General features: G+C 32.2%; 18 protein-coding genes. 13 read left to right on the top strand and 5 right to left on the bottom strand.

Annotation, left to right across the window (positions count from 1 at the left end):
* The first annotated feature begins 52 nt into the window (after nt 1–52).
* From IJL02_RS00685 to IJL02_RS00700, 4 genes are all read left to right on the top strand, one after another.
* A complete protein-coding gene (locus tag IJL02_RS00685; protein ID WP_292808092.1) occupies nt 53–934 on the top strand; it encodes a CPBP family intramembrane glutamic endopeptidase in 882 nt (293 codons plus the stop codon).
* Nucleotides 935–1,116: 182 nt separating this feature from the next.
* Nucleotides 1,117–1,698 (top strand): class I SAM-dependent methyltransferase, encoded by a 582-nt coding sequence (locus tag IJL02_RS00690; RefSeq protein ID WP_292808093.1) that lies wholly within the window; start codon nt 1,117–1,119, stop codon nt 1,696–1,698.
* A gap of 6 nt (nt 1,699–1,704) precedes the next feature.
* Nucleotides 1,705–2,415: a 2-C-methyl-D-erythritol 4-phosphate cytidylyltransferase gene (locus IJL02_RS00695; RefSeq protein WP_292808094.1), complete on the top strand. Its 711-nt coding sequence runs from the start codon at nt 1,705–1,707 to the stop codon at nt 2,413–2,415.
* The gene (locus IJL02_RS00700) at nt 2,408–3,424 is read left to right on the top strand and encodes an alcohol dehydrogenase catalytic domain-containing protein (protein ID WP_292808095.1); all 1,017 of its coding nucleotides are present in this window, start codon (nt 2,408–2,410) and stop codon (nt 3,422–3,424) included. Before IJL02_RS00695 ends, IJL02_RS00700 begins: the two co-directional genes overlap by 8 nt.
* Here the strand turns inward: IJL02_RS00700 and IJL02_RS00705 are convergent, their stop codons facing one another.
* Both IJL02_RS00705 and IJL02_RS00710 read right to left on the bottom strand, forming a co-directional pair.
* Nucleotides 3,425–3,952, bottom strand: a complete 528-nt coding sequence (locus IJL02_RS00705; RefSeq protein WP_292808096.1) for a hypothetical protein — start codon at nt 3,950–3,952, stop codon at nt 3,425–3,427.
* 174 nt (nt 3,953–4,126) lie between these two features.
* On the bottom strand, nt 4,127–5,491 hold the full coding sequence (locus IJL02_RS00710) for an MATE family efflux transporter (protein ID WP_292808097.1): 1,365 nt from the start codon (nt 5,489–5,491) through the stop codon (nt 4,127–4,129).
* A gap of 43 nt (nt 5,492–5,534) precedes the next feature.
* Here IJL02_RS00710 and IJL02_RS00715 point away from each other — a divergent pair, with 43 nt between their 5' ends.
* The gene (locus tag IJL02_RS00715; RefSeq protein WP_292808098.1) at nt 5,535–5,861 is read left to right on the top strand and encodes a hypothetical protein; all 327 of its coding nucleotides are present in this window, start codon (nt 5,535–5,537) and stop codon (nt 5,859–5,861) included.
* Here the strand turns inward: IJL02_RS00715 and IJL02_RS00720 are convergent.
* Complete coding sequence (locus IJL02_RS00720) at nt 5,856–6,023, bottom strand: hypothetical protein (RefSeq protein WP_292808099.1); 168 nt, start codon at nt 6,021–6,023, stop codon at nt 5,856–5,858. The genes IJL02_RS00715 and IJL02_RS00720 overlap by 6 nt on opposite strands.
* Before the next feature lie 51 nt (nt 6,024–6,074).
* Between IJL02_RS00720 and IJL02_RS00725 the strand changes: the two genes are divergently transcribed.
* The 6 genes from IJL02_RS00725 (at nt 6,075) to IJL02_RS00750 (ending at nt 11,023) form a co-directional block, all read left to right on the top strand.
* Nucleotides 6,075–6,332: a hypothetical protein gene (locus tag IJL02_RS00725; RefSeq protein ID WP_292808100.1), complete on the top strand. Its 258-nt coding sequence runs from the start codon at nt 6,075–6,077 to the stop codon at nt 6,330–6,332.
* A 108-nt stretch (nt 6,333–6,440) separates the two neighbouring features.
* Nucleotides 6,441–7,556, top strand: coding sequence for a low temperature requirement protein A (locus IJL02_RS00730; protein WP_292808101.1), 1,116 nt, complete (start codon nt 6,441–6,443; stop codon nt 7,554–7,556).
* Nucleotides 7,549–8,484, top strand: a complete 936-nt coding sequence (locus IJL02_RS00735; RefSeq protein WP_292808102.1) for an SAP domain-containing protein — start codon at nt 7,549–7,551, stop codon at nt 8,482–8,484. The genes IJL02_RS00730 and IJL02_RS00735 overlap by 8 nt, the downstream gene beginning before the upstream one ends.
* A 3-nt stretch (nt 8,485–8,487) precedes the next feature.
* Nucleotides 8,488–9,081, top strand: coding sequence for a DUF998 domain-containing protein (locus IJL02_RS00740; protein WP_292808103.1), 594 nt, complete (start codon nt 8,488–8,490; stop codon nt 9,079–9,081).
* Nucleotides 9,082–9,385: 304 nt separating this feature from the next.
* A complete protein-coding gene (locus IJL02_RS00745; RefSeq protein ID WP_292808104.1) occupies nt 9,386–10,660 on the top strand; it encodes a transposase in 1,275 nt (424 codons plus the stop codon).
* A gap of 114 nt (nt 10,661–10,774) precedes the next feature.
* A complete protein-coding gene (locus IJL02_RS00750) occupies nt 10,775–11,023 on the top strand; it encodes a hypothetical protein (RefSeq protein WP_292808105.1) in 249 nt (82 codons plus the stop codon).
* Between the two features lie 9 nt (nt 11,024–11,032).
* On the opposite strand, the gene IJL02_RS00755 is transcribed toward IJL02_RS00750, so the two are convergent.
* Nucleotides 11,033–11,701: a reductive dehalogenase domain-containing protein gene (locus IJL02_RS00755; protein ID WP_292808106.1), complete on the bottom strand. Its 669-nt coding sequence runs from the start codon at nt 11,699–11,701 to the stop codon at nt 11,033–11,035.
* Between the two features lie 49 nt (nt 11,702–11,750).
* On the opposite strand from IJL02_RS00755, the gene argB reads away from it, so the two are divergent.
* Entirely contained in the window at nt 11,751–12,614 is an 864-nt protein-coding gene (argB, locus tag IJL02_RS00760) for an acetylglutamate kinase (protein WP_292808107.1), read from the top strand.
* On the opposite strand, the gene IJL02_RS00765 is transcribed toward argB, so the two are convergent.
* Nucleotides 12,615–13,265, bottom strand: a complete 651-nt coding sequence (locus IJL02_RS00765) for an MmcQ/YjbR family DNA-binding protein (RefSeq protein ID WP_292808108.1) — start codon at nt 13,263–13,265, stop codon at nt 12,615–12,617.
* A gap of 123 nt (nt 13,266–13,388) precedes the next feature.
* On the opposite strand from IJL02_RS00765, the gene IJL02_RS00770 reads away from it, so the two are divergent.
* Nucleotides 13,389–13,976, top strand: a complete 588-nt coding sequence (locus IJL02_RS00770) for a TetR/AcrR family transcriptional regulator (protein ID WP_292808109.1) — start codon at nt 13,389–13,391, stop codon at nt 13,974–13,976.
* Nucleotides 13,977–14,066: the final 90 nt, after the last annotated feature.

Below are 14,066 nucleotides of genomic sequence, written 5' to 3' on the forward strand. Positions count from 1 at the left end.
ATTATTTTTTGATTGGTAATTTTTATATGTTCTAAACAAAATAACATTAATCATGTTTGAAAAAGATACAAATAAATTTCCAGATTATGTTACTTTTGGAAGAACTTTTGAAAAATATCGTTGGTATAGGCCAATTCTCACAATCATTGTTTCGTTTGTGTTGTTGTTTGTATTTCAATTTATACTGATGGCTATTTTCAGCACAATATATGGGCCTATGAATTTCTTGAATGCCGTTATGGGAGGATATGATACTTTAAATAGCTCTGATGCTTCTGTGTATTTCTCATATTTGTCCATTGCTGCTTTTCTACCAGCATTATATATTGCTTCTAGACTTGTTCATGACAGACCATTTTCTTCTTATTCCTCATCACGTGGAGGATGGGATTGGAAAATATATTTTAAATGTTTGATTATTCCGTTAATAGTATATGCTGTTTATACAGTAGTAGACCTTGCTATCCACGGACCAAAAGGTCATGCCGGGCAAGTTTCCCAGATAGTGTTGGTAGTATCTGTGATTCTTATTCCTCTGCAGTGTATTGCGGAAGAATATATGTTCCGTGGTCTTTTAATGCAGACTTTCGGATCATGGATTAAAATACCAATCTTGGCAGTTATTGTTCAGGCATTAATTTTTGCTATGCTTCATCCATACAATATAATTGGTGTAATTACAATATTAATCAGCGGTTTAGTTTTTGGTCTGCTGGCATGGCAAACCAATGGGTTGGAAGCTGGAGCTGCACTTCATTCAGTAAATAACTTGATGGGTTTCTATGTTGTTGTACTTGGATTGGGAACTCTCTCATCAGCAGTGTCTGTGTTTGATTCTCTTGCAGATATACTAGTTGCAGTAATCTCTGCATTGTTGATATATTATATTGGTAGTAAAAAAGGATGGTTTGACCAAAAGACTTCTGAATCTTAATTATTTTTGGAAAATGATTAATTATCATTTTCTTTTTTTTTAATTTCAATTATTTTGGACTTCACTTTACTCCTAGTATTTAATTTAAATTTGTGGATGACTCCAATTTTTCTTTTTTTCATTGAAAATTATTATATACTATTTTTTAAAGAGTATTAGTTAAGGAAATGTTGGTGATGTATATGGAACACAAACACCACGGAAAGTCAAGTGCAAGTTTCTTGAACGCTGATGAAATATTAAATGAATTAAATTTCAAAGGTAATGAGACATTTATGGATGCAGGTTGTGGGGACGGTTATATTGCTATTAAAGCAATTGATAGTTATCTTCCTGACGGTAATGTTTATGCAGTAGATAGTTATAATGAATCCATAAAAAACTTAAATGATTATAAAAAAGAAAACAACATTGAAAATTTGGTTAATATCGAAGCAGATTTATCTAAGGAGATTCCTGATGTCGAAGATGCATCAGTTGATGTTGTTTTAATGCTTAATGTATTTCATGGTTTTAGGGATAATTGTGATGATGTCATTTTGGAGCTAAAAAGAATTATTAAAGATGACGGAAAAATAGCCATAATGGATTTTAAACCTGTAGAAATGCAGATAGGTCCTCCATTAGATGTTAAAATTCCTTCAAGTATTGTGGAGGAGCAATTTAACAGTCATGGTCTTAAAAAGGTTTATTTAAATGAGGAAATTGGGGCTGAAATTCCCGGTGGCAAGTCTCATTATATGATAATATTTGAAAAGGAGTAATTTTGGATGATTTTTGCAGCAATTTTGGCTGGAGGCATTGGATCAAGAATGGGTGGTACTGATACTCCCAAACAATTTTTAACTTTAGGTGATAGGCCAGTTATAGTTCATACTATTGAAAAGTTTGTAATAAATAATAAAATTGATAAAATAATTGTTTTAACGCCTAAAAATTTCATCAATCATACAAATCATTTAATCAAAGATTATATAGGTGAAAATGATAATATTGTAGTTATTGAAGGTGGAAAAACAAGAAATGATACCTTAATTAACAGTATCAATTATATTGAAGAGAATTTCGGCATAGATGATTCTTCAATTATTATCACCCATGATTCTGTAAGGCCATTTGTCACCCATAGAATCATTGAGGATAATATTGATGCTGCACAGAAATATGGCGCATGCGATACTGTCGTTCCGGCCACTGATACTATTGTTGAAAGTGTGGATGGTGAGACAATTTCAAATATCCCTGTGAGGTCATATTATTATCAAGGCCAAACGCCACAGAGCTTTAATATAAACAAACTTAATTCATTAATGTGTAGTTTAACGGAAGATGAAATTAATATTCTAACAGATGCATGTAAAATATTCACTTTGAAAGGTGAAGATGTATATCTAGTTGATGGAGAAGTAACAAATATTAAAATTACATACCCTTATGATTTAAAATTAGCAAATACAATACTTGAGGATAATCATGATTAATATTGTCTACAGATTAAAGTCTCCAAAATTTTTTGAAGAATCCATTGATGAGATTGAACTGGACGGTGTAGTTGTAAGGCCGACATATCTGTCAATTTGTCAGGCGGACCAAAGATATTATCAGGGGTCAAGGCCTGCTGAAATTTTAGATAAAAAATTGCCGATGGCATTAATTCATGAAGGAATTGGAGAAGTTGTCTTTGACAGTGAGAATAATTTTAAATCTGGTGATAGGGTAGTAATGATTCCAAACACTCCTTTTGGAGATGATGTTTGTAGGCCGAATTATTCATATAAATCTAAATTTAGAGGAAGCGGATTTGACGGTTTTACCTCTGATTTGATTAAACTTGACTCAGACAGGGTTGTTAAAATTCCTGATGATTTTAATCTGTATGTTTCAGCATTTATAGAATTGATTTCTGTTGCTTATCAGGGGATTTCAAAATTTGAAGAGATTTGTGTTACTCCAAAAGATGTTTTGGGTGTTTGGGGTGATGGAAACTTGGGTTTCATCACAACATTGCTTTTAAAAGAGAAGTTTCCAGATTCTAAGGTAATAATTTTTGGAAAACATCAGGATAATCTGGATTTGTTTTCCTTTGCTGATGAAGTTTATAGAATTCATGATGTGCCTGATGGTTTGACTGTTGACCACGGATTTGAATGTGTAGGTTCAAGTGCTTCACAAACCGCTATTGATCAGATAATAAATCTAATAAATCCACAGGGAACAATAAATTTATTTGGCGTAAGCGAATATCCTATTCCGGTTAATACTCGTCTAGTTTTAGAAAAAGGACTGACTGTTCAGGGAAACAGCAGATCTGAAAGGGAGGATTTTGTAGGTGTTGTTAATATCCTTTCCAAAAATCCTCGATTGTTCACTTATCTGGAAAAACTTATTACCAACATATGTGAAATAAACTCTTTGGATGACCTTAAAGAAGCCTTTGATAAAGATTATATTTCTAAATTTGGTAAAACAATTTTAAAATGGAATAAATAATTAATACTGTAATCTATTAATTATTTTAAAATACTCTCTTCTATAATAATTACGGTCTTCTTTTCTACACACTACCTGAAGCATTGACAATGCGTGAAGGTCATCGCCATTGAGTATTTCATTTCTTTTTATTTTGTCTTTTATATGTTTTAAAACCATTTCGCATGGATCTTCGGGAATGCATGCTAACTTGATTGTAAATGTGGCTTCTGATTTTATGTCACATTCTCTAACGCTGACATTAATTCCTTTTGGACATATTAAATATATTGTAATATTTTTTCCGTGTTTTTCGTAAAGGTTTTCAGCGAGTTCAACATATTTTACAAGTTCATTTTCATCAAAATCTTTTGTTTGAAACTCCAAATCAATAAATTCTCCATCATCTGTTATAAAAATGTCACCTCCGGAGTATACATTTTCATCAAGTTTGAGTTCATCTTTATCCTCAATACAAATTAACTGCCTTTCATCATTAAATGTTTCTCTTATAACTTTTGTTCTAACTTCGTAATCTTTTCTATCCATAGTATAACCTTTTTAATTAATTTTGTAATTGTTATATATGAATTAGAAGTTAATAAAGTAAGCAGTAATTTTTTAAAGCAATTTAAGGTGATTAAATCAATTTTTAGGTCAGTTTGTAATTTTAATCTGATTTATAATAATGGTGTTATATTTTTCAAATAAAAAAATTCGGAATCAGTTTCCAAATTTTGCACGTGTTCTTTTAACTTCGTATCTTGCAAATGCATAGTTTATAACACTTGCAATGGCTCTTCCGATACATAGTCCTAACCAAACTCCAATGAGGTTCATATTAAAGACAAATACGAATAGATATATTAACGGAACCACGAAGATGATTTCCCTTAAAATTGTAAACATTAGACTGTAGGTACCTTTTCCAATTCCCTGATAAAAGAAACTGGATGGTATTCCGATACCTGTTAAAATTAATGTTGGGCATACAATTTGGAGATATTGGGCAATTCCCGGAACTAAATTGGCGGTTTCTTGAGTATATGCAAATAATGTGGCCAATGGGGTTGCAAATATTACTAAAATCAAGGTTATTACTGTTCCGAGTGCTAAACCAAATTTGGCACCATATTTGTGTGTCCTTGAAAGATAATCTCCATTTTTAGCACCAAATGCACTACCTGATACTGCAATAACTGCTGATCCGATTGCTGTTAGCGGCATTATTGCAAATAAGTATAATCTCTGACCTGATGTGAATGTGGCAATCCCGTAATCTCCTCCAACAAGTGAAATTACAATTAGATATATTGACATTGCAATTGCCATTATTAACATATCAAGTGATGATGGGATTCCAACTTTTAGAATATCCTTTGTCAAATGTGAGTTAAATTTGAAATTTTTAAGGCTAACATTAACATAAGTGTCTTTTTTGATTAAAATCCAGTATAACATTATGGCAGCTGCAATTGCTGAGCTTACAATTGTTGCAAGTGATGCTCCGGCAGATCCTAGTCCGCATGTGTAAATGAATATAGGGTCTAAACTTGCATTCAAAATGACAGTAGCAACCACAACATACATTGCTCTTTTCATGTCTCCTTCACCACGAAGGATTCCGCTGCACCCATTAGAATACATGAATGCAATCAAACCTAAAAATAATGGTGTTGCATAAGCCAATGCCTCTTTTAAAGTTTGGCCTGTTGCACCGTAACTTCTAAGTAGCGGTTCCTGCACCAATATAAAAATAATTGTTAAAATTATTGAAGCTATTAAAAAGATTACTAAGGAATGTGTTGTTGATTCATTAGCTTTTTCGTGGTTTTTTGCTCCAATAAATCTTGAAATACTGCTTGTTGCACCGTTTCCAAGTCCGACACTTGCTCCGTTCAACACCATAAAAATTGGTGTTACAAATCCGATACCTGCAATAGCTGTCGGACCGAGTCCGGCTACCCAAATTCCATCAACGATATTGTACAATGCGGTTAAAATCATTGAAATCATGATTGGAATAGCTAATTTTTTTACAGCTTTTTCAGGTTCCCCTCTCATTAACTCCACATTTTTATTAACCATAATTTAAATATTGATTAAACTAATATTTATTCATGGTGATAGGATGGATTATGAGTACTTAATTCATGAGAAATTTCCAAATTATGATGTTGAAGTAATTACTCAGGACATATTCGAGACAGAAAGATTGGTTGAATATATCACTGACGATATAGTTGTCTATAATCCTTTTTCGGTAATGGTAAGCAGACATTTCATACAGTTCAGGATGAATGTTGGCCTTAGGGGTAAAATCTATTATTTGGATGGTTTTTCAGATGAAGAATTGCAAACAGTTCATGAGGGGCTTTTGAAATTCACTTGGAAAAGCGATGTAAAAATAAACTTATTCAAGAATGCCAATCCCGATAAGGACATTTTGGGACTATAGGCAGAAAAACTCATCACAATATTCGCAATAGTAGTTATTGTCTAGATTACAGCAGTTTCCTATTATCACTTCATTTTCAAACGATTCAATGGCCAGTTCCTCTGTCGGTTCGCCGTGGAATACTTTTTTTAATTTTCTATTGCATTTTGGGCAGGTTTTCATATTATCTAATTATATTAATGATGAATTTTAAATATTATTGTAGGTGTTAAAATGCTTATTAATGTAGGTGCTGAATTTGGTACACATCTTGAATCCAGTGAAGATGCAGTGGAGTTAATTGAGATTTTAAATAAACTACCTGAAGATAATTTTATAATTGATTTTAAGGATGTTAATTTCCTTACAATGAATTATGCTCAAGCTTATTATACTGCAAAACTCGATTCAAACAAAAATATTTCTGAGATAAATTTGTCAGATGAAATTAGTGTTGTCATGGGTGCTGCTGATGAGGCATGCAATCCTTAATTTTTTCTTTTTTCAAAATTTCTAAATGAAATTGTCATTGTTGTTCAAAACAACATTTAATTATAATTTCAGATAAATAATTCTATATCAACTATTTGGGATATAAAAATGGAAGTTAAAGTTAAACCTGTTAAGCTAATTGAATTGTTTTATGATTTAATTTTTGTGTATGCAATATCAAAATTGACTGCATTGATTGCAGAACCCGTTAATGGAGTTATATCTCCCAACAACTTTTTTGCTTACCTTATTACGTCTTTTGTAATTCTTCAGGCTTGGCTTTACTTTACAAACTATGTCAACAGATATGGTGAATGGAAGTGGTTTGATTATGCCCTTGCTTGCGTTAATATGATTGCCGTAATCTACATGGCAAATACAATTTCACATGATTGGGCTTCAATGGCATTTCCGTTTGATTTGGCAATGCTGATTTTACTTTTAACAGTTGTTGTTCTTTATTCGATTCAGGCATATGAAGAAAAGTCCATGGTCGGTGCTGCAGGTAATTCAATAACAATTTTAGCTGTCGTCTGTACAATTTATATAATTGCATTATTGACCATATTTTTCAACATGTCACAGTATGTGATTTGGATAAATGTTGTGGCTGTTCTAACTGGTGCATTCCTGCCGTTTTTCATCAGAGGTAAATTTGATAATAGTATCATCAGTTTTCCGCATCTGGTTGAGAGATTCGAGCTATTGACAATCATTACATTCGGTGAGGCAATTGTAGGACTAACTCATTTCTTCGACACTACAAATTTCAACTTTATCCCGATTCTGGTATTTTTCATTGTTTTAACAATGTTTGGGTCTTATGTAATCCAAATTCATAACCTGATGGAACATCACCGGGTTGATAGGTCTTTAAGACTGATGTTTAGCCATTATTTCATTGTAATAAGCATTAATCTTGTTACAGTCGCATTGGAACTAATCCATTCCGGCGAAGTTAATCACTACTTTGCAAGTGTGCTAATGATTATATCTCTTGTAATTTTCTACTTGTCAATTATGGCAAACAAACAATATTATAGGCAAAACATTAAATTAACCAAAAAAGATATATTACTTATGATAATGGCAACAGTTGTTGGCATAGCTATTATTTTGATATTTATTTCAAACTTATATGCTTTCATGATTGGAAGCTTGATTATAACATTCGGCAATTTTTCAGTATTGCTGATGAAATATAAAAGGTGTTTAAGTGAGTGAAAAAAAATTAGAAGTTTTTAATGTTTTAAATTTTTTAAACAGCGGTTATGAACTTGAAGATATTATAAATGAAGGTCAATTTGGAACATTTTCATCTGCTGAAGAATGCATTGACTATTTGGTTAGTGAAGGTTATCTTGAAGGGGATGTTGAGGTTTCAACCAATATTGAAATAACTGCTGAAGCAATATCCAAAAAGTATGTTGTTTCCGAGCTGAAAGACATTTTAAGAGATAATGGTCTTAAAGTTTCTGGTAAAAAGCAGGAATTGGTCGAAAGAGTATTGCCCGTATTAAAAGAAGCTAGGGATGCGAGAAATTTAAGTGTGGCTGTTGATAAGGAAGAATCATATGATAATCTGGAATTAACTGATAAGGCATATGAATTCCTGAAAGAAAATGAATGGATAGATTTATACATGTTTGCGCTTGTAGCATTCAGGTTTGAGGATTATGAAACCTATGTTGCAAGTTCTTCTCAAGACAATATTCAGACTGCACACAAATTCTGTGATGAAATTGCTTCAAGAGCATTGATGGCAAATCAATTTTTAGTATTTATTGATGCCCTTTCTGCAAAGGCTCATGTTTATGCATATGAAGGGGATTATGAGTCCTTCCTTGATTATGATTTACAGCGTTACATATTGGGTTTAAATCCTATCGTTATGGATTCCCAAAGCTATGCATCATATGATCCGGTAAATTATGCAAATATCATTAATTTGAAAAATGTTACTGAGAGATTTGACTTTGGCAGCTTAAAGAAAAGATTCGATAAGATTTGGGTCAAATCAAATATTAAAAATACTACTGTACCTAAAAAGACTGCCTATAAAATATTGCAAAGGGCTCTTGACGGTGCAGACATTGAAGAGCTGAACTTTGATGTAAAAGAAAAATACTTCAATAAAAAATTTGGAATTTAGATTATGAAGCATAAAGTTGCCGGAATTGTTTTGATAATTGGCAGTTTATACTACATTATAGCTGAAGCTATTTCCGCAACTTTCTTTAAAGCTTCTTTGACTAATACTTACATTTTTCATACCATTTCTGAGCTGGGCATTCCTAATGGAAATTCTCCGTTATTTTGGCTTATGAACTCCGCTTTTATTTTAATTGGTTTAACACTCATTTTTGGCTATTTTTACAAATTTAAAGACAATATTATTAAAAATAAAATGGTGTGTTCTATTCTTGCTTTAATAACTGCTTTAGGAGTAATTATTGTCGGTTTGATTCATGGCGGAAACCCATTAACTTCAGGTTATCATACATTGGGTGCTGTAATGGCAATTTTAGGAGGCAATATTTTAATTGTTCTCATTTCAAGGTCCATTAATGATTTTGGATTTTATCAAAAAATCACACTTGTTTTAGGCATTTTTGGTGTTATTGTATTTTGGATAATGTTTTTCAATATCGAAAGCATTTACATGCCTGTTTTTGAGCGATTATCCGTATATACTTTGATTATATGGAGTTTTCTAACTGGTGTTTGTCTGTTTGGTGAAAAGTTTTAGGTTACTTTTTTATCTTAAAAAAGCGAGAATACCTCGACTTCTTTAAGTCGAGGATGAATCGCACATGGGGTATACTAGTGTAAATAGTTATTTTTGGCGATTATTTCTTAAAATAATGTATTTTTATCTTTTTTTTGTTCCTTAAAATATTTTTTAGGTATACATTTTTAATCATTTTTTTTGGAGGGGATTACTTTTCATGTGCTCTCTGTAAGTGTTTATATATTATTACATTAGAAATAATAGTATATCATTTGTAAAAAAATATCAGGTGATTTTTTTATTAAATGATTGAAAACTGCGGATGGATGGTTTTGAAAATATGGAGGTTGTTAATAAAAATATTGAAATTAGAATTTATCCCACTAAAATGGATAAAAATGATAATGGAGAAAAAACAGCCAGCATTAACAAAATCGAGTCCAACATCGGCATATACAGATTCATATATGATGAGGAACTGGAATTTATAAACAATTTTAGAAGATTACTGATTCAACATGGTTATGATGATAAAGTAAAAGTCAATGACAGTTCATGCAGTGTAATTTTAAAAATGTTAAGACAACAATATCCTTTTTTAAAAAAAGCAGAATCAAGCAGCAGACAACAAGCACAAAGAGACCTTATAAACGCTTTTAACAGATTTTATAATCATGATTTAAAATCAAATTATCCAGTTTTAAAAACACGTAAAAAAGTAAAAAAATTCACATTTCGTATAATGAACAACAATAACAACGTAAGAATAACCAAAGACAAAAAAAGATATTACAAAATAAAACTAGCCAAATTAGGAATAGTAAAATTCAAAACCAGCAAAAAATACAAAGAACTACTAATACAAGGAAGCGACCCAAACGATTCCAGTGTAATAATCAAACATGTTACAGTTAAAAGAGTCAACGATGCTTATTATGCAGTTTTCAACATAGAATACATACACATTCCAGAAACAATAACCGGTCCGCTTATGCAAGTGGGAATTGATATCGGATGCAGTAAACTAGCTGTCATATCCAATGGTGAAGAGATACCCAATCTTGACCTAAACGAGGAAACAGAAAACATCATACGATATCAAAAAGACATGGACCGCCGCAAACCAGGTTCTATAAGATATGAGGAATCACGCAGATTATACAACAAATGGATGCGCAAACTAATAAACAAAAGAGAGGACTATTACAATAAAAATGTAGCGTATATTGTTAAAAACAGTTCTTTTGTTGCAGTTCAAAATGAAAACGTCATATCGTGGAAACACAACAAATGCTTAAGTCACGGCATACAATTAAACGCACCAAGATCTTTTTTAGACAAATTAGAACGCAAATGCGAAGATAAAGATGTGGAATTTGTTAAAGTTCCACGTAATTTTCCATCCACTCAAATCTGCAGCAACTGTAAAAAAAGAAACAAAAAAATCAGCGGACTCGGAAATATTAAAATACGAGACTGGGACTGTCCGCATTGTCACGCTCATCACAATCGTGACGTTAATGCGGCAAAAAACATCCTTGATAAAGGATTAGAAAATCGTCGGGACGACGGTGCAGTAAAAATCCCCCAAAATTAATAATATTATGGGGTTTGCGAATCCCCGTCGTCTACACGGCGGGGAAGTTCAACACCAAAATCAAGTATAAAACTTTAAATACTAATCTGATTAATTATAGTTAAAGGTGATAATATGGCAAACCTTGACAAATCAATTGAAGAAGAAATTTTAGCAATTGTTGAAAAATACCAAAAAGAAAACACAAAACTGTTGAACTACCTCATAACCGATGATGAGATAACATTTTTCTCTCCAATTGGTAATGGTAGTGAAATAACTGCTAGTGACTTGCAGAAAGTTGCTGATATCTTGAAAGGTTCCTTTATTGGAATGGAAATTGTAAACCAGGAATACAGGTTTAAATTCAAAATGGGCATTTAGATGCTCATTTTATTCTCTTTTTAAATATTCCTGAGTGAGTTTACACTCACTCATGCATTTTGTACAACCGAGACCTGCTTTATACTGGTCAATGATGTATTCGCCGCAAACTTCAATATCTATAATATCTTCCCTATTCAATCGGTCGTTCCATTTTTGAGGATTGATTGCACCGACAGGACATGCCTTCTGGCAGTTTTCACAATCATCACACTCTGAATCTGTAACAGGTTCGCCGAATTCCAGTGGCATATCTGTCAATATTGCTCCAAGAGCTACTGCAGAACCGTATTCGGGTGTTACAAATAGTGCTGATCTTCCAATCCATCCAAGACCTGATTTTGTAGCTATTGTTTTATATGGGAGAATGCTCAATAGTTTTTCCATATCACATTCATTGCGGCTCATTGTCAGGGCAAATGCATTGTATCCGAGATTTTTAATGTATTCTTCACCTTTGAGGGCTATTTCGGTTAATTTTGCAATTTGGGCATGAAAACATTTCCAGTACTCTTTATAGTCTTCATCTTCAACTAACTGCATTGCTTTTTTGGGCAATTTCAAAACAAGGCTGATTCCATTTGGAAGATCAATGAATTCACTGGCCAGTCCATCAACATCAGCATAACCGACTTTGCTCACGCCAAGTTCGAGAAGATATTTTTCAACTTCATCCATATGCTTAATTTTATAAACTATTAAATAAAATATTATTGTTAGTGATTAAATGAAAGATATAGATGTTTTAATTGAAGCTTTACCTTATATCAAAAAGTTTCATGATGAAAAAATTTTAATTAAGTATGGTGGACATGCAATGGTGGATGACGAGGCAAAGTCATCTACAGCTCGTGATACAGTTTTACTCAAATATGTAGGTATGAAACCTATCATTGTTCATGGAGGAGGTCCTGAAATTTCCAGATCAATGGATAAGTTAGGTAAGGAACCTAAATTCATTAAAGGACTTCGTGTAACTGACGAAGAAACAATGGAAATTATTGAAATGGTATTGGTCGGTAAAATTTCAACAGAAATTGTTTCAGAACTTATCAAACATGACGGTGATGCAATCAGTTTATCAGGAAAAGATTCAAGTCTGATATTTGCCCACAAAAAGGAAGCAAGCAGAATCGATGAGGAAATCGTTGATTTGGGTCTTGTAGGTGAAGTCGACTGTATCAATACTGATCTACTTGAAATGTTTATTGACAATGATTATATTCCAGTAATATCTCCTATAGGTATTGCCGAAGATGGAACAAGCCTTAACTTGAATGCGGACACTGCAGCAGGCGAAGTTGCAAGTGCAATGGGTGCAGAAAAGTTAATTATCTTAACTGATGTTCCTGGTGTTTTAAGAGACCCTAATGATCCAGATTCATTGATTCAAAAGATTAGAATTGATGAGGTTCCTGGATTAATTGAGGAGGGCGTTATCTCTGGAGGTATGATTCCAAAAATAGAAACCTGTGTTCAGGCTATTGAAAATGGGGTTAAATCCTGTCACATCATTGATGGGCGTAAAAAACACTCATTGCTTTTGGAAGTCTTTACCACTGATGGTATCGGGACCATGATTTTTAAATAATCATGATATTAGACTATAGCTATTTTCAACTAGTCTAAATAATTCCCCATCACCTATTCTCTCATCCAGTGGAATGGTTATCCAGTATTTCTTGTTCATGTGATATCCTTGCAAAATTACCTCACCGTCAATGACTTTGGATGCATTATCATGTTTTAGAACAACTATTTCAATTTCTCCTTCACCTTCAAGGCCGATTTTTGTTTTGTCAAGTGCAACCAGAAGAGCAAACCATTTATTGTTAAATTTGTTTCTGTAAATGGCATCCTTTGGGAATTTCTTCCATAGGAACTCCAAATCGCAACCAAACTTATTTTCCACATATTTCATCAATCTTTTTGATTGTGGGAATTTAAAAACATGGGGTCTTGTGCATTTGTCAATTATGTCTTCAATTATGCTTTCATATTCCATTTTTAATTCTGCTGCAAATCTTCCGATTGGTGTTTTGACATCCACTAAAACATAATCCTCATCTAACTCCAAATCAATTACTCTGGCCGTTAAAGTATCATTTTCATAAGTTATTACAGCTTTGAAATTAGGTTGGGAAAGTATTTTTTCAAAAATATAATCATGATTGAAACCATAATCAATTAGTTTATCCGGGATTATGATTCTATTTTCCACAAGATTGGACAAATCTCTCATGAAATAATATTTCAAAATTAATATATTTAATATTAATTTGGCTTTTACATCAAATAATTTTTGAAAAAATCACCAAAAAATATACTGATTTATATATATATTATTAAAAATTTAACTATAATTATGAAAGAGTATAGCAGTACTGACGAAAAAATTATCAAAGCTACATTTAAAATTCTTCAAGAGGAAGGTTTTGCTAAGGCAACTACCAAAAAAATAGCTGCCGAAGCTGGTGTGAATGAAGTAACTATTTTTAGAAATTTTAAAAATAAGAATAATCTGGTTGAATCTACAAAAGATTATTATCTTGACTTATTTATTAATCAGTTGGAAGAAATCTTTGAGTTTGAAGAGGATCAAGGAATTGAAGAATATCTCAAAATTTCATTTTTCGGTATTTTAAATCTTTCAGATGAAGATTTCAGTATACTTAGGGTAGCTATGGAAGAAGTTAGGGAGATTCCTGAGAAAAAAATCTTAATTTCAGATATCACTGATGTAATATTGAATAAATTGGAAGCATTTTTCAAATTGAAAATAGAAAAAGGCGTAATTCGGGAAGTCAATCCTAAATCATTGGCTATTATGTGCTTTGGTATGTTGTTCCAGTCTGTTATATTGTGGAAAATATATAATCATGACCTTGATTTTGAAACAAATTATTATGCTGATGATTTAATAAATATAATGTTTGAGGGCATAAATCCGTAATGTTGGCGCTTAAAGAAGCGCCAATCAACAGATTTTTAACTAAACTAGTTGTATCCATGTTCCATTTCATTTTGTTTACATTCAGTTATT

It is taken from the genome of Methanobrevibacter sp. (assembly GCF_017427765.1).
Lineage (GTDB): Archaea > Methanobacteriota > Methanobacteria > Methanobacteriales > Methanobacteriaceae > Methanocatella.

Bases quoted from the DNA above. Each gene is read 5' to 3' on its own strand.
- IJL02_RS00685 (WP_292808092.1), top strand. From the start codon at position 53: ATGTTTGAAAAAGATACAAATAAATTTCCAGATTATGTTACTTTTGGA.
- IJL02_RS00690 (WP_292808093.1), top strand. From the start codon at position 1,117: ATGGAACACAAACACCACGGAAAGTCAAGTGCAAGTTTCTTGAACGCT.
- IJL02_RS00695 (WP_292808094.1), top strand. From the start codon at position 1,705: ATGATTTTTGCAGCAATTTTGGCTGGAGGCATTGGATCAAGAATGGGT.
- IJL02_RS00700 (WP_292808095.1), top strand. From the start codon at position 2,408: ATGATTAATATTGTCTACAGATTAAAGTCTCCAAAATTTTTTGAAGAA.
- IJL02_RS00705 (WP_292808096.1), bottom strand. From the start codon at position 3,952: ATGGATAGAAAAGATTACGAAGTTAGAACAAAAGTTATAAGAGAAACA.
- IJL02_RS00710 (WP_292808097.1), bottom strand. From the start codon at position 5,491: ATGGTTAATAAAAATGTGGAGTTAATGAGAGGGGAACCTGAAAAAGCT.
- IJL02_RS00715 (WP_292808098.1), top strand. From the start codon at position 5,535: ATGGATTATGAGTACTTAATTCATGAGAAATTTCCAAATTATGATGTT.
- IJL02_RS00720 (WP_292808099.1), bottom strand. From the start codon at position 6,023: ATGAAAACCTGCCCAAAATGCAATAGAAAATTAAAAAAAGTATTCCAC.
- IJL02_RS00725 (WP_292808100.1), top strand. From the start codon at position 6,075: ATGCTTATTAATGTAGGTGCTGAATTTGGTACACATCTTGAATCCAGT.
- IJL02_RS00730 (WP_292808101.1), top strand. From the start codon at position 6,441: ATGGAAGTTAAAGTTAAACCTGTTAAGCTAATTGAATTGTTTTATGAT.
- IJL02_RS00740 (WP_292808103.1), top strand. From the start codon at position 8,488: ATGAAGCATAAAGTTGCCGGAATTGTTTTGATAATTGGCAGTTTATAC.
- IJL02_RS00745 (WP_292808104.1), top strand. From the start codon at position 9,386: ATGGATGGTTTTGAAAATATGGAGGTTGTTAATAAAAATATTGAAATT.
- IJL02_RS00750 (WP_292808105.1), top strand. From the start codon at position 10,775: ATGGCAAACCTTGACAAATCAATTGAAGAAGAAATTTTAGCAATTGTT.
- IJL02_RS00755 (WP_292808106.1), bottom strand. From the start codon at position 11,701: ATGGATGAAGTTGAAAAATATCTTCTCGAACTTGGCGTGAGCAAAGTC.
- argB (WP_292808107.1), top strand. From the start codon at position 11,751: ATGAAAGATATAGATGTTTTAATTGAAGCTTTACCTTATATCAAAAAG.
- IJL02_RS00765 (WP_292808108.1), bottom strand. From the start codon at position 13,265: ATGAGAGATTTGTCCAATCTTGTGGAAAATAGAATCATAATCCCGGAT.
- IJL02_RS00770 (WP_292808109.1), top strand. From the start codon at position 13,389: ATGAAAGAGTATAGCAGTACTGACGAAAAAATTATCAAAGCTACATTT.